Here is a 19862-nt window from a genome sequence, read left to right on the forward strand (position 1 = left end):
AAACTCCTGTTCAGCAGGCAATGAACGACAGCGGCAGATCGCGGATCTGTGCTGGCGGGGTCGGTTGGTAATGATCGTCGCTGGTCAGCTCGTGGAGCAGCTCTTCGCGCAACTGATGGAAGTCGAAACTGCTGCGCTGACGCGGATGGGGCAGGGCGACGTCGACTACTTGCTTGATCCGCCCCGGGCGCGGCTCCATCACCACCACACGATCGGCCAGGAAGATCGCTTCTTCGACGTCGTGGGTGACGAGGATCGTGGTGATTTTTGCTCGGTTGCGGATCGCCAACAGTTCGTCCTGCATCTGTTGACGGGTCAGTGCGTCGAGGGCTCCGAAAGGCTCGTCGAGCAACAGAATGCGTGGGCTGGCGACCAAACCGCGAGCGATCGCCACGCGCTGCGCCATGCCGCCGGAGAGCTGGTGCGGATAGGCGCGAGTGAAGTCGCGCAGGCCGACCAGATCGATGAAATCGTTGATACGTTGCTGCTTTTGCGCAGCGCTCAGCGGTTCGTTGACCAAGCCGAGGCCGATGTTGTCGGCCACCGTCAGCCACGGGAACAAACGGTGTTCCTGAAAGACAATGCCGCGCTCGCCACCGATGCCGCTGACGGCTTTGCCATCGACGGTGATCTGCCCGCGAAATTGCGTATCGAGGCCCACCAGCAAGCGCAGCAACGTGGATTTGCCACAGCCGCTGGAGCCGACGATGGCGACGAATTCGCCCTCGGCGATGTCCAGGTTGAATTCGCGAATCGCCTCCAGTTCGAAACCGTCGACGTCGAAGGATTTGCCTACATGGTTGAAGCTGACAATCGGTGCGTTCATGCGTGTCTCCAGCGGGTCGCGCGAATTTCCAGGCGTTGGCCAATGAGGTTGAGCAGGGCGCCGGTCAGGCCGACGAGGAGCATGCCGGCCATGATCAGGTCCATGCGCAGCAGTTGTTGCGCGCCGATCATCTGGCTGCCGATGCCGCCGTTGGATGGCATGAAATATTCGGCGCCGATGGTGCCGAGCCAGGCGTAGATCAGGCTCAGGCGAAGCCCGGCGAAGATCCCCGGTGCGGCGCCCGGAAGCACCAGTCGACGCAAACGCTGGCCAAGGTTCAGGCGCAGTACTTGCGCCGCTTCATTGAGTTGCGGCGAGAGGTTGGTGACGCTGCGTTGGGTGGCGATAAACAGCGGAAAGAATGCGGCGAGGGCGACGAACACCCACTTGGCCAATTCGCCCAGACCGAACCACGCGGTGAGCAGCGGCACCCAGGCGAAAATCGCGATCTGGCGGATCGATGCGAGCGTCGGGCCGAGCAGGCGTTCGCTGATGTGCGACAGGCCCAACAGCAAGCCCAGGGCAAAACCGAGCCCACCGCCCAACAGCAAACCACCGAGGGTGCGGCCCAGGCTGAGTCCCATGCCGCTGATCAGCGTGCCATCGAGCAAGCCGTCCCATGTTGTACTCAATACGGCCAGCGGGCTCACCAGAATGTTCGCGTCGACCCACTGCTGATCGCTCGCCAATTGCCACAGCGCGAACAAGCCCAGCGGTAGCAGCCACGGTTGCACCCGCTGCCAGCCTTCATAGCGTGGGCCGCGACGAATTTCGGCGGTGGCCGGGTGTGGCCAGTGCAGCAGTTTTTTGTCCAGCAGACCGATGCCGCGATCCATCGCCATGCCGATTAAGCCGATGACCACGATGCAGACGAAAACGATGTCGAGCATGAACAGCTGGCGCGCCCAGACCATCAGGTACCCGATGCCTTCACTGGAGGCCAGCAGTTCAACCGCCAGCAACGATGTCCAACCGGCGGCCAGCGCCAGGCGCACACCGGCCATGAACGCGGGAAGGGCGGCGGGCAGGACCAGACGACGGATCAGCAAAAGCGACGGCAGGCGCAGCACGGCGGCGGCTTCGCGCAGTTTCGGTTGGGCATCGCGTACGCCGACCAAGGTGTGCAGCGTCACCGGAACCACGATGGCTTTGATCAGCACCACCAGTTTCAGTACTTCGCCTATGCCGAAAAACACCATGAACAGGGGAATCCACGCCAGCGTCGGCACCTGCGCGAGACCGGCGAAAGTAGGGAAGATCAAACGTTCGAGGCGACGGCTGAAGCCCAGCGCGGCACCGAGCACGGCGCCCGCCGAAATCCCGGCGAGCAGTCCCCAGAACAGCCGTTGCAGACTGATCCACAGATGACCCCACAACTCGCCCTGAGACAGTTCGACCGCGCTGTTCCACACCAATGACGGCGCCGGCAGAATCTGTTCGCTCATCCATTGGTTGCGCGCGGCCAGCCACCACAGCGCGAACAGACTGAGCGGCAGCAGCCACGGCAACAGGCGTTGATTGAGGCTTGGCCCCGTGCGGCGCGTTTTGAGCGGTGGCGCCGGCAGCGGCAGGCTGAGCAAGGAATCACGGGCCATGGGGTGACCTCCGTTGTCGGGTTGCAGACAGACCTGTATGCAAAATTGATCTAACAAAATTCAAATCAATGCTATTGGGAGATAAGCCAGACCATTTAAGGCTTCTGGCCCACACGCATCCAATGCATTCGAAGAATATTTTCGATGCTGTCAATGCATACGCCGCTGCAGGCCTTATCGCTGCTTGCTTAGCGCGAAAAGCTATAAAAATGTGAATTTATAGTATTTAAGCGAAGGTGCTCCTTCAGCCTACTTTCGGCTCCTCAACGCCCGTCGTGATCAAGGAGCCGCACCCATGAACCTTCCCTTCAAACGTGTCATCAGTCTGTTTTTCGCTCCGGCGCTGGCGGGTTTTCTGGCGTTTACCGCCCACGCCGACGACCTCAAGGAAATCAGGATCGCTGTGCCCGATCTGAGTGCGGGCACCCAGCACAGTGGCGGCGGTGTGGTCGATGTGCTGCGCGATCAGCAAATCTTCGAAAAGGCCTTCGCCGAGCAGGGCATCAAGATTCAGTGGAGCTTTTTCAAGGGGGCGGGGCCGGTGATCAACGAGGCGTTCGCCAATGGTCAGGTCGATCTGGCGTATCTGGGCGATCTGGCGGCAATCATCGGCAAGTCCAATGGCCTCGATACGCGGTTGCTCAGCGCCAGCGCTCGTGGCGTGAAGCAGTATCTGGGCGTGGTGCCGGGTTCGGGGATCAAGACCCTGCAGGATCTCAAGGGCAAGCGCGTGGCGATCTTTCGTGGTACAGCGACGCAGTTGTCATTCGATGCGGCGTTGGCCAGCCAAGGCCTGAGCGAAAAAGACCTGAAGGTCATCAACCTTGATTTCAGTGCGGCGGTCGCGGCGCTGGCAGCGAAGCAGATTGATGCGTCGTGGGGCAGTTCAGGCTTGGCCGCTCTGCAAGCCAAAGGCTTGGCCGAACTGCCGCTGAACACCAAGGATCTCGGTGGCGCGGGGAGTGTGCAGTCGGTGCTGGTCGGGACAGGCAAATTCGTCGATGCCCACCCGGAGGCCGTGGCGAAACTGCTCAAGGCTCAGCAGCAAGCGGTGGAGTGGCTGACTCAGGACAGCAACAAGGACGCTTACGTGCAATTGGTGTCGGGTCTGGCGAGTTATCCGCCGTTGATCCTGACCCAGGATCTGCAGGATCAGAAGTTGAGCGATATATTTCCGTCGACGCTGGACCCGGTGTTCCTTGGCAGCTTGCAGGACAAGGTGGATCTGGCAGCGCAGCAACGGCTGATTCGCAAGCCGTTCAAGGTCAGCGATTGGGTGGCGCCTGAACTCGCTGCAGCCAAGCTCTAAAACTCTGGTGTCTGGTCAGGCCTCTTCGCGAGCAGGCTCGCTCCCACAGGGATCTTGGGTGAATACCAATTCTGCATTCGCCACCGAATCACTGTGGGAGCGAGCCTGCTCGCGAAAGGGCCCTAAACAGCGACGCTGACTTTCTGCTTGTCCACCGCCACCAACGTTTCGATCATCGCCCGCGCCGCCGGCGACAGCCGAAACCCGGTACGACTGACAATGCCGCACCGCGCATTCATGCTCTCCAGGTTCTGCGGCAGATTGCGCCAGTGCAGCAGCACCAGCGAACCCTGGGCGATGTCCTCGCAGAACGCCTCTTCCGTGCCGATGCCGATCGCATTCGATTGCAGCACCACTTTCACCAGCGCCGGGAAATGCTCGGTCTCGATGGTCGGTGAAAAATCGATCCGGCCGCTGAGGTTCGCCAGCAGTTTGCGAATGCCCGGCGGGATCAGCGTGGCCGCCAGCGGATAGTCGAACATGTCGTTGGTCGACAGGCTTTCTTTGGCCAAAAGCGGATGCCCCGGCCGGCAGAAAAATACCCCGCGCTTGGGCGTCAGTGGCTGGGTCTGGAAGTTCGGGTCGGCCTCGAAATGGCGGATGTCGGCAATGAAGAATTCGATCTCCTCGCGGCTCAGGGCGCGGCTGAGTTTTTCCCAGTTATCCACCTGAAAGCAGGTGCGTACTTTCGGATGCGCGTTGATGAACTGCGCCACCGCGTCTGGCACCAGTTTCACCGCGGGCGCCGGCCCGCAGCCGAAGTGAACTTCGCCGGCATCGAGCTTGGTCATCTGCGTCACTTCGGCGCTCAGCAACGCCGCGCCCTGCACCAGCGTCAGGGCGTGTTGCAGCACCACCTGGCCCTCGGGCGTGGGGCGCAAATCCTTGTTGCCGCGATCCACCAGCACGCAGCCGAGCTCTTGCTCCAGCCCTTGAATGCTGCGACTGAACGCCGGTTGGGTGATGCCCATCGCGTCCGCCGCGCGGACAAAACTGCGATGTTCATTGAGGGCGATGAAGTAGCGCAACTGGCGAAGATCCATATGCTTTTCCGGCATCCTAAAAATAGCTCAAAGGCATTTGCGACGAGGGTTGCTAGAGGTTTTAAATGCAAGCTCTTATTCCGTCAACGAAGCATATGAATATCTATTAGATGTAAAAGGAATATAGATAGAGCGATGTTTCGCTGCCGTCCAACCGCAAGCAGTCGATGAGGGTCTACCCATGAGCAATGCCGCACTCGCTGTAAAACCCGCTGTCCACGCGCTGGAAATTCATCCGGTGGCCGGTCGTATCGGCGCCGAGATTCGTGGCGTGCACTTGTCTGGTGAGCTGGACGCCGCCACCGTTGAAGCCATTCAACAGGCACTGATTGACTACAAGGTCGTGTTCTTCCGCGAGCAGACCCAACTCGACGATCAGCGTCAGGAAGCCTTCGCCCATTTGCTCGGTGAGCCGGTGGCGCATCCGACCGTGCCGTCGCGTGAGGGCACTCGTTATCTGCTGGAACTGGACGGTGCCGAGGGTCAGCGCGCCAACTCGTGGCACACCGACGTGACTTTCGTCGATGCCTACCCGAAAGCCTCGATCCTGCGCTCGGTAGTCGCTCCGGCGTTCGGCGGCGACACCCTGTGGGCCAACACCGCCACCGCCTACAACGAACTGCCGTCCGAACTGCGTGAACTGGCCGACAAACTGGTCGCCGTGCACAGCAACGAATACGACTACGCCAGCGCCAAGCCGGACGTCTCGGCGGAGAAGCTTGAGCGCTATCGCAAAATCTTCACGTCGACCGTTTACGAGACTGAGCACCCCGTGGTGCGCGTCCACCCGATCAGCGGCGAGAAGAGCTTGCTGCTGGGGCATTTCGTCAAACGCATCAAGGGTTATTCGCAAGCGGATTCGGCGCATCTGTTCGGGCTGTTGCAGAGCCATGTGATTCGTCAGGAAAACACCGTGCGCTGGCGCTGGAAGGCTGGTGATGTGGCGATCTGGGATAACCGCTCGACCCAGCATTACGCGATTGATGATTACGGCACCCAGGATCGGGTGGTGCGTCGGGTGACGTTGAAGGGGGAAGTGCCTGTGGGGGCTTCGGGGCAGCGTAGTCAGACGATCAAAGGTCGTGACTGAAGATCAAAAGCCCCTCACCCCAGCCCTCTCCCAGAGGGAGAGGGAGCCGACCGAGTTGTCTCGCGTTATGCATCGACCTGAAAGACCTTATCGATTATGGATTCGGTGAAGCACGATCAGGTCGGTGTACCTCTGAAATATCCCCCATTCAGTCCCCTCTCCCTCCGGGAGAGGGTTAGGGTGAGGGGTTCTTCCCGCTACCAGACACCAATCTGAACAACCTTCTCGGTTTCCGGCTCTCCGTAGCGAAACCGCTGCCCACGCCAATCAATCTCCTGATGGCTGATCGTCGTCCTCCGCTTCAACCCCCGCACCCACTCGAACAAATACCCCGCATGCTCCTCGCGCACCGCCGCGTAAGCCGGGTCTTCACCCAAATCACGCAATTCCTGCGGATCATTCAGCAGATCAAACAGCTGTGGCCTGAAGCCGTCGTACGCCAGGTATTTCCAGCGCTCGCTACGCACCATGGTCATGCGGCAACGGTCAATCGGTTGACCCAGTCGCTCCCGCGCCGGCGCTTGAAACGCGTAGTCATATTCGCTGATTGCATAGCGGCGCCAATCCGGATTCTCGCCGTGTAAAAGCGGTATCAGCGAGCGGCCCTCCAGTCGATGTTCCGCCTGCGGCAGTCCCAACGCCTGAAGAAACGTCGGCAACGCGTCGATGGTTTCCGCCAGTCGATCATCGACTGTTCCGCGAGTGACATCCGCTGCCGCCCGAGGATCACGCACGATCAGCGGCACGCCCACCGCTTGCTCAAGCAAAAACTCCTTCTCGCCCAGCCAGTGATCGCCCAGAAAGTCGCCGTGATCACTGGTGAACACGATCAGCGTGTCATCCCAGCGGCCATTACTTTGCAGAAAATCGAACAGCCGTCCGAGCTGATCATCCACTTGCTTGATCAGGCCCATGTAGGTCGGGATTACATTCAATCGTACTGAATCGCGGGAGAAGTTGAGGCTTTCTTCATGCTGGCGAAAGGCAGCGTATACGGGGTGTTTACTGGCTTCGGAGGGCGTCGCGCGGACCGGTTCGAGAATCGATTTCGTACTGTACAAGGCGTGGTATGGTGCCGGTACGATATAGGGCCAGTGCGGTTTGATGTACGAGAGGTGCAAACACCATGGTTTCTCACCTTGCTCGACGATGAAGTCGATGGCTCGATTTGTAGTGTAGACAGTCTCTGAGTGTTGCTCGGGAATTCGTGCTGGCAAATGTGCATTACGCATTTTCCAGCCGCTGAGGATTTCGCCGTTCTCGCCTTCGGCAGCGTTGGCCCAGTCGTGCCAGGGATTTCGCCCGTCGAAGCCCTGCTCGCGCAGGTAATGGGTGTAGGGCGCGGATTCGCGTTTGTCGTCGAACAGCGGGTCATCGGGGAAGATCCCGTCGTGGCGAAAGTACGGTTCGAAGCCGACCTCGTTGAGCACTTCGGCCTGTGCGCTTGCGGGGTTGATCGCCAGTCGCTGCAGGGCGTCGACATTAGCTGTGGCGTGGGTCTTGCCGACCAGCGCAGTACGAATGCCGTGGGGGCGCAGGTAATCGCCGATGGTCAGCTCTTCCAGCGGCAGCGGCACGGCGTTCCAAGCCACTTGATGGCTGCTGACATAGCGGCCGGTGTAGGCCGACATCCGCGACGGGCCGCAGATCGTGCCTTGTGTGTAAGCGCGGCTGAAACGCACCCCGGCTTCGGCCAGGCGATCGATGTTCGGCGTGTGCAAATGCGGGTGGCCGTAGCAGGACAGGTAATCGCGGCGCAGTTGGTCGCACATGATGTACAGCACGTTGCGCACGGGTTTTTCAGGCAGGGACATGGGGTTCACCGGTCAGAGAGACAGGCGAGGGTTTTCGCTTTGGATGGGGGTGTTCGGCAAGTGCATTTGGGGAATGGGTTTTATGCAGTGGATGCATCGGCGACCGATCAGACAGCGAGCCCATCCAGTGAACACACCTCTTCATCCACCGCATCAATTGCCTTGATCTGCTCAATCATCGCCTCAGCCAGCGGCGACAGCCGATACCCCGCCCGACTGACAATCCCATAGCGGGTGTACAACTCTTCCAGATCATCGGCCAGACCTTCGATCTTTAAACACACCAGATCTCCCTTGGCCTGATGCTGCGCATCGGAATACGCGCCGACAATCCCGATTGCGTCCGAACGCAGCACCACACTCAACAGGCTGGAACTGTTTTCACACTCCACATTCGGCGTGAAATCCGGCCGGCCGCTGAGGTCGACGATGACCTTGCGCAGGTTCGGCGGACGGATGCTCACCGCCAGCGGGTAGCTCATCAATTGCTCGGCCGAGACCCGATCAAAACCGCTCAGCGGATGCCCGGCGCGGCAGCAGAAATGCCATTTGCGCGGGCGCAGCCGATGCGTCAGGTAATCCGGATCAGCCTCGAAGTGCCGCGTGTCAGCGACAAAGAATTCGAACTCCTCACTGAGCAGGCGCTTGCTCAAGCTCTGCCAGTCATCGACCTGAAACTGCACCCGCGCTTTCGGGTAACGCCCGATGAAACTGCCGATCGCCCGCGGGACCAATCCCGCCGCTGGCGCAGGGCCACAACCGAAACGTAACTCCCCCGCCTCAAGGCCATTGAACTGGCTGATCTCGTTGGCCATCTGCTGCGCACCGCTGACCAGCCGCCGCGCATGTTCGAGCAGTACCTGGCCTTGTTTGGTCGGTGGCAATTCCTTGCGCCCGCGATCGACCAACTGACAGCCAACGCTGTGCTCCAGCGCCTGAATGCTGCGACTGAACGCCGACTGCGACAGGTTCACCGCCTGCGCGCCGGCGACGAAGCTGCGTTGTTCAGCCAGGGCGATGAAGTGACGAAGTTGACGCAAGTCGATATGCATTTTTCACATAAAAAATATCCGGGAAATGCATTGGATATGCATTAGGTCGACTCCTTATAAAGGCAATCTCTTATGCAGTAAATCTTTGTAAAAACATAAATAAATAACTTAAAAGAATATGCAGTGCTGAAGATGTCTGTGTGTTTTTTGACCAGGAGCCGCGCCATGAGTCCGTTGAACCTTGCGTCACCCCTCACACCACGACGGCTCAAACGCCTGCCTCTGGCCCTGCTGCTGGCGGGGAGCGCCAGTTGGACTCACAGCTACGCCGCCGATACCGAAACCCCGGCGCCGGTTCCAGCAGACAAACCTGTGGCTAACAGCTCACAACTGGAAACGGTGACCGTCACCACCCGCCGCCGCGAAGAAAGTTCGCAGGATGTGCCGACGCCGATGAGCGTGGTCAGCGGGCAGAACCTGGAGACGCAACGGGTCTACCGGATTCAGGATTTGCAGCAACTGGTGCCCAGCGTCAACGTCGCCTACATGCATGCGCGCCAGTCCAGCGTGTCGATTCGCGGATTGGGCAACAACCCGGCCAGCGATGGCCTGGAAGGCAGCGTCGGTCTGTACATCGACAACGTCTATCTGGGCCGCCCGGGGATGGCGGTTTTCGATCTGATGGACATCGAACAGCTTGAGGTTTTGCGAGGGCCGCAAGGCACGCTGTTCGGTAAAAACACCACGGCCGGGGTGATCAACATCAATACCCGCGCGCCGACCTTCACGCCAGAGCGCAGTATCGAAACCTCGGTCGGCGAGGACGGTTATTTCCAGACCAAGGGCACGATTTCCGGGCCGCTCAACGACCAACTCGCCGGACGTTTTTCGGCCTATCGCACGCGCAGCGATGGCGACATCAAAAACGAATACGACGGCCATGATCTCAACGGCGGTTCACGCGACGGCTTCCGTGCGCAACTGCTGTTCAAGCCCAACGAAGACTTCAATTTACGCTGGATTGGCGACTACAACGAAGAGGACTCCAGCGCCGGCACTCGCGTGCTGTACAACACCGGGCCGACCATCAACGGCGTTAATCTCTACGAGTCACGAGCCAATGCGGCCGGCGCGACGCTGGTCAATGGCTCGCACCGCAAGGTCAATCTGGACAACGACCAGCACGTCACCGTGCATCAGGGCGGCACGTCGGTTGAGGCCAATTGGACGCTGCCGAGCGACTTCACCCTGACCTCGGTCAGTTCCTATCGTTTCTGGAATTTCACCCCGAAAAACGACGATGGTCTGAATGTGCCGGCGAGCTACAACGCCGGGGTGTCGGTGGAAGACAAACAGTATTCGCAGGAATTTCGTCTGGCCTCGCCCAAGGGCGAGTTCTTTGATTACGTCGTGGGTGCGTACTATTTCGGCAACAATCTGGACAACAAGTCCTTCGCTTATTACGGCCCGCAAGCGGATATCTGGAACGGCACGCCGGCCGGTGCTTTGGCCAATGTGACCAGCGTCGGTAACGGCCACATCAAGACCGACAGTTTTGCCCTGTTCGCCCAAGGCACATGGCACCTCACCGAGCGCCTGGATTTCACCGCCGGGGTGCGCGGCACCTATGAAGAAAAAAGCGCCTGGGTCACGCGCAATGCCCCGGTCGGTGGCGCGACGGTCATCGGTGCTGCCGCAACGGCGCGACGCGGGCGGGCGGGCGCCTACGATTCCGGCGACTTGAACCAGTACAGCTCCAGCCCGTCCGGGCTGCTCAACCTTAGCTACCGCATCACCGATGACGTACTCACCTATGCCACGCTGTCCCACGGCGAGAAGTCCGGCGGGGTCAACCTTGCGGTGGGTTCGGCTCCGGTGGCCGGCGCCGACTCGTTGCTGATCGGCACCGAGCGCGCCAACAACGCCGAACTCGGTTTCAAAAGCACGCTGTGGGATCACCGGCTGCAACTCAACGCCAATGTGTTCTGGACGCAGGTCAACGCCTACCAGACCAACGCTTACGACGCCGAAAACCGTGTGCAATACCTGACCAACGCCGGTTCCGTGCGTTCGCGCGGCGTCGAGTTCGAAAGCACGGTGATCCCGCTACGTGGACTGACCCTGAACATCAACGGCTCCTATAACGACGTCAGCTACCTCTCGTACAAAGATGCTCCGTGCCCTCCGGAAGTCAGCCAGGCGCCGGGCGCGCCGGCCTCTTGCGACCTCAGCGGCCATCAAGTGGTCGGCGCCTCGAAATGGATCGGCAACGCCAACGGCGAATACAAATGGAATCTGGATAACGGCTTCGAACCCTACGTCACCGCCAGCTATGCGTTCCGCTCAAAAGCGGTGGGCACGGTCGAGGACTCCGACTACGGCCAGATCCCGAGTTACGCGGTGGTCAACTTCTCCACCGGCCTTCGCGGCGATTTCAATCAGGGTCAGTGGGACGTCTCGCTGTGGCTGAAAAACGCCTTCGACAAAACCTACTACACGACCCTGTGGACCGGCGGCAACGGCGGTTATGAAGGCCTGCTCGGCACACCGCGCACCCTCGGCGTCACCGGTCGCTACGACTTCTGATTGATCCTTCAAGGGGCTGCGTGATGCTGCCCCGACAGGCGAAATCAATGCGCTGTGTGAATACTTTCAATGCCTGAAAAGCATGTGTTTTTCAGTCCATCTCTACAGCCCTTGTGGCGCGTGGCTTTGGCGGAATTTATCAGAACTAATATTCCATAAACGCCTATCCATAACGTTAAAGATTACTTTCGGAGATAAGCGTCTAGCCCAATGATTCACCCAGCGATTCGCCGTGGGGGATTCAACAAACGGTGAATCGGCAGTTTTTGCAGAGAACGTAAAAAAGACCGCAGGGAGTGTATCAATGGGCAATGTCCAGACCGCCGCCAGCGCACAGGAATTGCTGTGGCGTCAGACGCCGAGTGGCGAATTGGTCGATCTTGGCCGGCTCCATCGCGTGCCGTTGGGGCAGCTGCGTTTGCAGCGTGCGCCCAAAGGCATTCTGAGCCGGCGCGAAACGATCCTGCTCGGTGTGCTGGCCTTGGTGGTGCACGGCGCGGTGATCTACTGGATCAATCAGCATCCAACCCCGGCGCTGCCGATTGTGCCGCCGGAAATTCCACCGATGACCATCGAGTTTTCGCGCCCGGCACCGCCAGCGCCTCCGGTGGTCGAGCCGCCACCTCCCGCGCCTGTAGTCGAGCCGCCGCCGGTGGAGGACGAACTGGCGGTAAAACCCCCGCCACCGAAACCGATCCCGAAACCCAAACCGAAACCCGTGGTGAAACCAGTCGAGAAACCGGCCCCCAAAGCCGTTCAACAGCCACCCGCACCGCCACAACCGACAGCTCCAGCCGCTGCCCCGGCGCCACCTGCACCACCCGCGCCGGCGCCGGTAACGCCGGCCTCGGCCAACGCCGCATACCTGAAGAACCCGGCGCCGGAATATCCGTCGCTGGCTCAGCGACGCGGTTGGGAAGGCACGGTGTTGCTGCGCGTGCATGTGCTGGCGAGCGGTAAACCGGGTGAGATCCAGATTCAGCAAAGCAGTGGCCGGCAGCAACTCGACGACGCCGCATTAAACGCGGTCAAGCGTTGGAGTTTTGTTCCGGCCAAGCAGGGTGATGTCGCCCAGGACGGCTGGGTCAGCGTGCCCATTGATTTCAAGATTCATTAAACCGAAACCTAATTCGCGCGAAATGTTTACACGAGGGAACACATCATGACGTTACTGGCATCTCCACTGGAATCCATCGAAAGCGCGGTGATCTGGCTGCTGGTGGTTTTTTCCGTCGCGACTTGGGGGCTGGCGCTGCTAAAGGCTGTGCAGTTCGGCCGTCTGAAAGCGCAGGATCGCAAATTTCACAAACGCTTCTGGGCGGCGTCGAGTCTGGATGCCGCCGCCGAGTTGAGCGAAACCCAACCCGGCGCCGCCGCGCGGGTGGCACAGGCCGGTTACGCGGCGATTCAGGTGGGCGAGGCGCCGCAGGCCAATGATTTGAGCCATGCGATCAACCATCAGGATCGTCTGGAGCGAGCGCTGCGTCAGCAGATCGTCCGCGAACGACGTTCGCTGGAGACCGGTCTGGCGGTGGTCGCGAGTATTGGTAGTACGTCGCCGTTCATTGGTTTGTTCGGCACGGTGTGGGGAATCATGGAGGCGTTGAAAGGCATCAGCGCGGCTGGCTCGGCGAGCCTGGAAACAGTGGCGGGTCCGATCGGTGCGGCGTTGGTTGCAACGGGTGTGGGGATCGCCGTCGCAGTCCCGGCAGTGCTGGTTTACAACTACTTTTTGCGGCGTTTGAAACTGACTGCTGCCGATCTGGATGACTTCGCCCACGACTTCTACAGCCTGGCGCAGAAGAGTGCATTCCGCGTGCTGATCCACCCGACGGCGCACAAGGTTGCCACGCACGGGGATACAGCAAAAGTGAAGGAGGCGTCCTGATATGGCCTTCTCCACGCAAGACAGTGATGAGGTACTCAGCGAGATCAACGTGACGCCGCTGGTGGACGTAATGCTGGTACTGCTGGTGGTGTTTATCGTCACCGCGCCACTGCTGACCAACGCGATACCGATCAACCTGCCGAAGACCGAAGCGGTCGCGCCGGTTGAACAGAAAGACCCGCTGGTGGTGAGCATCGACGGCGCCGGCAAACTGTTTATCAACAAGGACGAGATTAAGCCGGACTTGCTGGAGTTCAACCTCAAGTCGGCCAAGGCCAAAGACCCGGAAGTGCGCGTGCAGTTGCAGGCGGATGACGGAGTGAATTACGGGGAAGTGGCGCGGGCCATGGCCTCGATTGAGCGGGCGGGGATTACCAAGTTGTCGGTGATCACGGCGCGGTAGAAGAATTTTCGATTTTCCGGGGCCGTCTCCTTGGCAGGGTGCGGCCCTTTTTTTATCTCCGATTTTTTTCCTCCATTCCCCCCTACACAAAACATTAATATGCCTTTCAGGTCTTAATAAATAGCTTCTTATTCCTTAACGAATATAAATCCCCTCCCTATACTCGACCAGGAACAGACACGCAGGAGAGCTCCCCATGCGCAACGAATCAATTCGCTACCTGATTGTGCCGGGCTGGCAAGGATCGCCAGAAGATCATTGGCAAACCCACTGGCAGAACAGCCTGCCGAACAGTGCGCGGGTGGAACAGGCCGACTGGCTGACCCCGCGCCGTGAAGACTGGGTCGCCGCGCTGGCCGAGGCGATTGCCGCCGACAGCACCCCGGTCATCCTCATCGCGCACAGCCTGGGCTGCGTCACCGTTGCCCATTGGGCGGCGACCGCGCCGCTGCAATACCTGCGTCAGGTACGCGGTGCCTTGCTGGTCGCGCCAGCGGATGTCGAGCGCCCGACCTGCGCGCCGGCGCTGCGCAATTTCGCGCCGATCCCGAGCGATCTTTTGCCGTTCCCCAGCCAGGTCGTCAGCTCCGACAACGACGCCGCCGTCAGCGCGCCGCGTGCTCTGGAGCTGGCGCGTAACTGGGGCGCAGAGGCGGGGATTCTGGCCGGTGCCGGACACATCAATGTGAAGTCCGGGCATCAGCGTTGGGAGCAGGGTTTTGCCTATCTCTATCGCCTGCAAAACCGCATGGAACATAACGCTCGACGTCGCGCCTGATTTTCCTGTTTCTTTAAGCGCCCCCGTCTGCCGGCGGTTGTGGGCGGGAGTCTGCCATGAGTTTCGATACTTTCGGTCAGCCGTTGCTGACCTTTCCCGATGCGGAAAAAAGCCCCCTGAGCATTCGCGCCAAAGCGCTGGTGTTCGTCGATCCGCGTTCGCGCCAGTTGCGCGAAGAGCTTGAGCAACTGGCGCCACGCTCGATTTCGGTGTTGATTCGCGGCGAGACCGGCACCGGTAAGGAACTGCTCGCCCGGCACATACACCGCGCCAGTGATCGCAGTGGTCTGTTCGTTTCCGTCAATTGCGGCGCGATCAGCCCGACCTACGCCGATGCCGAGCTGTTCGGTTATGCCGCCGGCAGTTACAGCGGTTCGGCCAGCAGTCGTGCGGGCTGGTTCGGCTCGGCCAATGGCGGCACCTTATACCTTGATGAAATCGGCGACCTGCCGCTGCCGATCCAGATCAAATTGCTCGCGGCGCTGGAAAACCACGAAGTCACCCGCGTCGGTGCGCCTCAGCCGAGCCCGGTGGATGTGCGGCTGGTGGCGGCGACCAGCATTGATCTGGCGCAAGCGGTGGACGCCGGGAAATTCCACGAGCGGCTCTACCATTACCTCAGTGAAGGGCAACTGGAGTTGCCGGCGCTGCGCGCGCGAATCGGCGACATCCTCTCGCTGGCCGAGTATTTCCTCGGCATCTACAGCCAGCGTCTGGACCTGCCGGTGCCGCTGATCAGTGAGGCGGCGCAGCATCTGTTGGAGCAACATAGCTGGCCGGGCAACACCCGTGAGCTGGAAAACGTCATTCACTTTGCCTTGCTGGTGAGCACCGGCGACGAGATCTTGCCGGAGCACCTGAACCTGCCCGACGCGTCTGGCCCGCAGGTTCAAATCGAACGGCTGGTTACGCAAATCAACATCGGTGGCAGCGTTGGCGAACGTAAGGCGTTGAAAGAGTTGCTGATTAGTTTGAGCGAGCGTTTGTAACCATTTCGTTCAACATGAACAAAATGGAATATGAAGCTGAATAAACGTTATTGTCCGGGAATAAAAAATCCCGGTATTGTCCGCCTTACGCCAGCGATATCACTTCACTGGCACACGTATTAGATGCCGTCGCCATCAGCGACCGTGATTTTCGATAAGGACACTGCATGAAAAAGGTTCTGTTGTTTACCGCATTGGCGGCTGCTCTGACGGCTTCCCTGGCCCAGGCCGGCGAGAAACTTGTCGTCGCGGCGACCCCGGTGCCGCACGCTGAAATTCTTGAGCTGATCAAGCCGACCCTCGCCAAAGAAGGCGTGGATCTGCAAATCAAAGTCTTCACCGACTACGTGCAGCCGAACGTACAGGTGGGCGAAAAGCGTCTGGATGCCAACTACTTCCAGACCCTGCCGTACCTGAACAGCTTCAACCAGGGCAAATACAAGGACGACAAGTCCAAGTACCTGGTGACTGTGCAAGGCGTACACGTTGAACCGTTCGGTGGCTACTCGAGCAAGTACAAGACGCTGGCTGAACTGCCGGACGGCGCAACCATCGCCATCCCGAACGAAGGCAGCAACAGCGGCCGCGCTCTGATCCTGCTGCAGAAGGCTGGTCTGATCGAGTTGAAAGACCCGAAAAACGCCCTGGCAACGCCGAAAGACATCGCCAAGAACCCGCACAACTTCAAGTTCAAGGAACTTGAATCGGCTCTGCTGCCACGCGTTCTGAAGGAAGTTGATCTGGACATGATCAACACCAACTACGCGCTGGAAGCCGGTTTGAACCCGACCAAGGATGCGCTGGTGATCGAAGGTGCTGATTCGCCTTACGTGAACTTCCTCGTTGCCCGTGAGGACAACAAGAACAGCGACGCCATCCAGAAACTGGCCAAAGCCCTGACCAGCCCGGAAGTCAAAGCGTTCATCGAGAAGAAGTACAACGGCGCGGTACTGCCGGCGTTCTGATCTGACGCTTGAGTGAACCCTTCAAGATGTAAAAACGCCGATGGCTAGTGATAGTCATCGGCGTTTTTGTGTGTGCTCGATTCATGATCGTTCCCACGCAGAGCGTGGGAATGAGCAGGTTAACGGCTCAGGCCGTTTGCGCTTTCAACGCGCGGCGCAACGCCATAAGCAATTTCACAATGTCCTGCGGATCCAGTCGCTGCGGCACTTTTACGTCCATGTTCTCTTCCTTGTAATGGTTCGGCCGGGGGAGTCTGGCCAAAAGCTGTTCGTCCTTGGAGGGCTTTCATGAAAAAAAGATCCTTCCTACAGCGAAAGGAAAAATAGCCTTCTTATTCCTTCCCGGCAAACCCACAGGATAGTTTTTTGGGTGATATCAATATGCTTTAACGGTATTTAAATTCTCGTTTTTATACCTATAAAGTCGCTTCCTGCCGGGCAGTTATCCGCTGTCCATGGACTGCACCACCGTCGCTTACCGAGCGGCGTACAGGACGTTTCATGACCTTCGATTACGCTTTTATGCTCAGCACCCTGCCGGCGTTTCTCAAAGCCGTGGGCGTGACGCTGCAGGTCGGTTTGATCGCCATTGGCACCTCGCTGCTGGTGGCGCTGCTCAATGCGACGATTCTGGTGTTCCGCACGCCTTACTTGCAGCGCGCCGTCGGCCTGTATGTGGAGCTGGCGCGCAACACGCCGTTGCTGATCCAGTTGTTCTTCGTTTATTTCGCCTTGCCGGCGCTGGGGATCAAAGTCTCCGGCTTCACCGCCGCGATCATCACCATGACCTTCCTCGGTGGCGCCTATCTCACCGAAGTGCTGCGTGCGGGCGTCGATGCGGTGCCGCAGGCGCAACTGGAATCGGGCCGCTCCATCGGCCTTTCCCACGGCCAGTTGTTGCGCTACGTGATCCTGCCGCAAGCGGGGATCCTCAGCCTGCCGTCGCTGTTCGCCAATTTCATTTTCCTGCTGAAGGAAACCACGATCGTCTCGGCGGTGGCGGTGCCGGAAATCCTCTACACCACCAAGAGCTATATCGCGCTCTACTACAAAACCTACGAAATGCTCGCCGTGCTGACACTGATTTGCGTGCTGCTGTTTTTGCCGCTGTCGCTGTTGCTCAGCCGTCTGGAAAGGAGGCTCCAGCATGGCCAGTTCGGGTCTTGAATTGCTCTGGGTGTCGTTGCCGCAACTGGCAAAAGGCGCCGGGCAAACCTTGTCGATCTCTTTCTTGAGTATCGCTATCAGCACCGTTGGCGGTGTGCTCTACGGCGTATTGCGCACACTCAATGTGACGTGGCTGAACGCGATTCTGCGGGTGTATCTGGAGCTGTTCCGGGCGATTCCGGTGCTGGTCTGGCTGTACTTGCTGTTTTTTGGTCTGCCGATTTTCTTTGGCGTGAGCCTGCCGAGCTTCTGGTGCGCGGTGCTGGTGTTGTCGCTGTGGGGCGCCAGCGAAGTGGGTGAAGTGGCGCGCGGCGCATTGCATTCGTTGCCGCGCGGGCAGCGTGAGGCGGGGTTGTCGATTGGCTTGAGCGCCCCGCAGCTCTTCGGTTACGTGCTGCTGCCGCAAGCGCTGAAACGCATGACGCCGCCGACCATCAACGTCTACACGCGAATCATCAAGACCAGTTCGCTGGCGGTGCTGATCGGCGTGGTCGACGTGATCAAGGTCGGCCAGCAGATCATCGAGCGCACCTACGAATCGGTGCTGATCTACGGCGCGCTGTTCCTGTTTTTCTTTTTCATCTGCTACCCGCTCTCGGCCGCCTCACGCGTGCTGGAGCGGCGCTGGACGCAAGCATGAGTGCATTGATCGAGTTTCACGGTTTCAACAAATTCTACGGCGAGCAACAGGTGCTCAACGGCGTCGACCTGCACGTGCAGTCAGGCGAAGTGATCGTCATCCTCGGCCCCAGCGGTTGCGGCAAAAGCACTTTGCTGCGTTGCCTCAACGGTCTGGAAAGCGCTCACAGCGGCAGCCTGAAATTTGCCGGGCGCGAACTGCTGGACAAGACCACCGACTGGCGCGAAGTGCGTCAGCAGATCGGCATGGTGTTCCAGAGTTATCACCTGTTCCCGCACATGAGCGTGCTCGACAACGTGCTGCTCGGCCCGCTCAAAGTGCAGAAGCGTCAGCGCCGTGAAGCGCAGCAACAAGCCGAAGCCTTGCTTGATCGCGTCGGTCTGGCGGACAAGCGTGATGCTTATCCAAGACAGCTCTCCGGTGGCCAGCAACAACGCATCGCCATCATCCGTTCGCTGTGCATGAACCCACGGGTGATGCTCTTCGACGAGGTCACCGCCGCACTCGATCCAGAGATGGTCAAGGAGGTGCTGCAAGTGATTCAGGGCCTGGCCCGCGAGGGCATGACCCTGTTGATCGTCACCCATGAAATGGCCTTCGCCCGCGCGGTGGCCGACCGCATCGTGTTCATGGATGCCGGGCGCATCCTTGAACAGACCCCGCCCGAGATTTTCTTTACGAACCCGCAAACCGCACGCGCGCAGCAGTTCCTGGAGAAGTTCTCCTTCGTTGCAACACTGCCCAAAACGAATCCGACAAAGGAACTGGAACTGCTATGAAAACTGCCGCTTTTTTACTGCCTCTCCTCAGCCTCGCATTGCTCGCCGGCTGCAATAAAACCGAAGAACCGCCAAAGCCCAAAGTCGCCAGCGAAAGCACCGCGCCGGCCGGTTATCTGGACAAAATCAAAGCCCGCGACAAATTGATCGTCGGCGTCTTTACCGACAAGCCGCCGTTCGGCTTCGTAGATGAGGCCGGGCGTTATGTGGGTTTTGATACCGACATCGGCCGCCGATTTGCCAAGGATCTGCTCGGCGACGAGAACAAGGTCGAGTTCGTCGCGGTGGAACCGGCGAGCCGCATTCCGTTCCTGCAAAGCGACAAGGTCGACCTGATCCTCGCCAACATGACTGTCACTCCGGAGCGCAAGGAAGCGGTGGAATTCACCAACCCGAACCTCAAGGTAGCGGTGCAGGCATTGGTGCCGCAGAACAGCTCAGTGAAAAACCTCGATGACCTGGCGACTCGCACCACCATCGTTACCACGGGTACGACGGCGGATATCTGGCTGACCAAGAATCACCCGGACTGGAAGCTGCTGAAGTTCGAGAAAAACTCCGAGTCGCTGCAAGCCCTGGCCAATGGCCGTGGCGACGCCTATGCGCAGGACAATCTGGTGCTGTTCAGCTGGGCCAAGCAGAACCCCGGCTATCGCGTGCTGGAGGAAAAGCTCGGGGCCGAAGCGCCGATTGCGCCGGCGGTGAAGAAGGGCAACATCGAGTTGCGTGACTGGGTGAATACCGAATTGGCCAAACTGGGTGAAGAGAAATATCTGCTCAAACTGTACGACCAATATGTGCGTAAAGAATTGAGTGATGACACCCAGCCTGAGAGCGTGATTGTTGAGGGTGGGAAGTGGCAGGGGTGAGTGCCTGGTAGATCGGCGGTGAGACTTTCCCCTCACCCCAGCCCTCTCCCGGAGGGAGAGGGGGCCGACCGAGTTGTCTTGCGTCGAACATCGACCTGAAATACCGAGTCGATTATGGATCCGGTACAG

Annotated in this window: 18 protein-coding genes; 13 read left to right on the forward strand and 5 right to left on the reverse strand. The window is 59.5% G+C overall.

Annotated elements, in window-relative coordinates; translation table 11 throughout:
- Window positions 1-10 precede the first annotated feature (10 nt).
- Both ACA043_RS00985 and ACA043_RS00990 read right to left on the reverse strand, forming a co-directional pair.
- On the reverse strand, window positions 11-826 hold the full coding sequence (locus tag ACA043_RS00985; RefSeq protein ID WP_497658449.1) for an ABC transporter ATP-binding protein: 816 nt from the start codon (window positions 824-826) through the stop codon (window positions 11-13).
- A complete protein-coding gene (locus tag ACA043_RS00990; protein WP_187679353.1) occupies window positions 823-2421 on the reverse strand; it encodes an ABC transporter permease in 1599 nt (532 codons plus the stop codon). Before ACA043_RS00990 ends, ACA043_RS00985 begins: the two co-directional genes overlap by 4 nt.
- Window positions 2422-2716: 295 nt before the next feature.
- Here ACA043_RS00990 and ACA043_RS00995 point away from each other — a divergent pair, with 295 nt between their 5' ends.
- On the forward strand, window positions 2717-3730 hold the full coding sequence (locus ACA043_RS00995) for an ABC transporter substrate-binding protein (RefSeq protein WP_497658450.1): 1014 nt from the start codon (window positions 2717-2719) through the stop codon (window positions 3728-3730).
- A gap of 122 nt (window positions 3731-3852) precedes the next feature.
- Here the strand turns inward: ACA043_RS00995 and ACA043_RS01000 are convergent, their stop codons facing one another.
- Complete coding sequence (locus ACA043_RS01000; protein ID WP_489879630.1) at window positions 3853-4773, reverse strand: LysR family transcriptional regulator; 921 nt, start codon at window positions 4771-4773, stop codon at window positions 3853-3855.
- A gap of 181 nt (window positions 4774-4954) precedes the next feature.
- Here ACA043_RS01000 and ACA043_RS01005 point away from each other — a divergent pair, with 181 nt between their 5' ends.
- Window positions 4955-5863, forward strand: coding sequence for a TauD/TfdA dioxygenase family protein (locus ACA043_RS01005; protein ID WP_187679356.1), 909 nt, complete (start codon window positions 4955-4957; stop codon window positions 5861-5863).
- A gap of 197 nt (window positions 5864-6060) precedes the next feature.
- Here the strand turns inward: ACA043_RS01005 and ACA043_RS01010 are convergent, their stop codons facing one another.
- Both ACA043_RS01010 and ACA043_RS01015 read right to left on the reverse strand, forming a co-directional pair.
- A complete protein-coding gene (locus tag ACA043_RS01010; protein ID WP_497658451.1) occupies window positions 6061-7677 on the reverse strand; it encodes an alkaline phosphatase family protein in 1617 nt (538 codons plus the stop codon).
- A 107-nt stretch (window positions 7678-7784) separates the two neighbouring features.
- Entirely contained in the window at window positions 7785-8729 is a 945-nt protein-coding gene (locus tag ACA043_RS01015) for a LysR family transcriptional regulator (RefSeq protein ID WP_497658452.1), read from the reverse strand.
- A 165-nt stretch (window positions 8730-8894) separates the two neighbouring features.
- Here ACA043_RS01015 and ACA043_RS01020 point away from each other — a divergent pair, with 165 nt between their 5' ends.
- From ACA043_RS01020 to ACA043_RS01070, 11 genes are all read left to right on the forward strand, one after another.
- On the forward strand, window positions 8895-11255 hold the full coding sequence (locus ACA043_RS01020; protein ID WP_497658453.1) for a TonB-dependent receptor: 2361 nt from the start codon (window positions 8895-8897) through the stop codon (window positions 11253-11255).
- Window positions 11256-11559: 304 nt separating this feature from the next.
- Window positions 11560-12372 (forward strand): energy transducer TonB, encoded by an 813-nt coding sequence (locus tag ACA043_RS01025; RefSeq protein WP_497658454.1) that lies wholly within the window; start codon window positions 11560-11562, stop codon window positions 12370-12372.
- Window positions 12373-12417: 45 nt separating this feature from the next.
- On the forward strand, window positions 12418-13143 hold the full coding sequence (locus tag ACA043_RS01030) for a MotA/TolQ/ExbB proton channel family protein (protein WP_489879635.1): 726 nt from the start codon (window positions 12418-12420) through the stop codon (window positions 13141-13143).
- Between the two features lies 1 nt (window position 13144).
- Window positions 13145-13546, forward strand: a complete 402-nt coding sequence (locus tag ACA043_RS01035; RefSeq protein WP_145254769.1) for an ExbD/TolR family protein — start codon at window positions 13145-13147, stop codon at window positions 13544-13546.
- 196 nt (window positions 13547-13742) lie between these two features.
- Window positions 13743-14324 (forward strand): alpha/beta hydrolase, encoded by a 582-nt coding sequence (locus ACA043_RS01040; RefSeq protein ID WP_187679362.1) that lies wholly within the window; start codon window positions 13743-13745, stop codon window positions 14322-14324.
- Between the two features lie 56 nt (window positions 14325-14380).
- Window positions 14381-15313, forward strand: coding sequence for a sigma 54-interacting transcriptional regulator (locus ACA043_RS01045; RefSeq protein ID WP_187679363.1), 933 nt, complete (start codon window positions 14381-14383; stop codon window positions 15311-15313).
- Window positions 15314-15480: 167 nt separating this feature from the next.
- Window positions 15481-16278 (forward strand): MetQ/NlpA family ABC transporter substrate-binding protein, encoded by a 798-nt coding sequence (locus ACA043_RS01050; RefSeq protein ID WP_401264768.1) that lies wholly within the window; start codon window positions 15481-15483, stop codon window positions 16276-16278.
- 501 nt (window positions 16279-16779) lie between these two features.
- Window positions 16780-17445: an amino acid ABC transporter permease gene (locus tag ACA043_RS01055; RefSeq protein ID WP_497658455.1), complete on the forward strand. Its 666-nt coding sequence runs from the start codon at window positions 16780-16782 to the stop codon at window positions 17443-17445.
- Window positions 17426-18085: an amino acid ABC transporter permease gene (locus tag ACA043_RS01060; protein WP_187679366.1), complete on the forward strand. Its 660-nt coding sequence runs from the start codon at window positions 17426-17428 to the stop codon at window positions 18083-18085. Before ACA043_RS01055 ends, ACA043_RS01060 begins: the two co-directional genes overlap by 20 nt.
- On the forward strand, window positions 18082-18864 hold the full coding sequence (locus ACA043_RS01065) for an amino acid ABC transporter ATP-binding protein (protein ID WP_497658456.1): 783 nt from the start codon (window positions 18082-18084) through the stop codon (window positions 18862-18864). The genes ACA043_RS01060 and ACA043_RS01065 overlap by 4 nt, the downstream gene beginning before the upstream one ends.
- Window positions 18861-19733 (forward strand): transporter substrate-binding domain-containing protein, encoded by an 873-nt coding sequence (locus ACA043_RS01070; protein ID WP_497658457.1) that lies wholly within the window; start codon window positions 18861-18863, stop codon window positions 19731-19733. The genes ACA043_RS01065 and ACA043_RS01070 overlap by 4 nt, the downstream gene beginning before the upstream one ends.
- Window positions 19734-19862 lie beyond the last annotated feature (129 nt).

The sequence above is a fragment of the Pseudomonas sp. LBUM1648 genome (assembly GCF_059716145.1).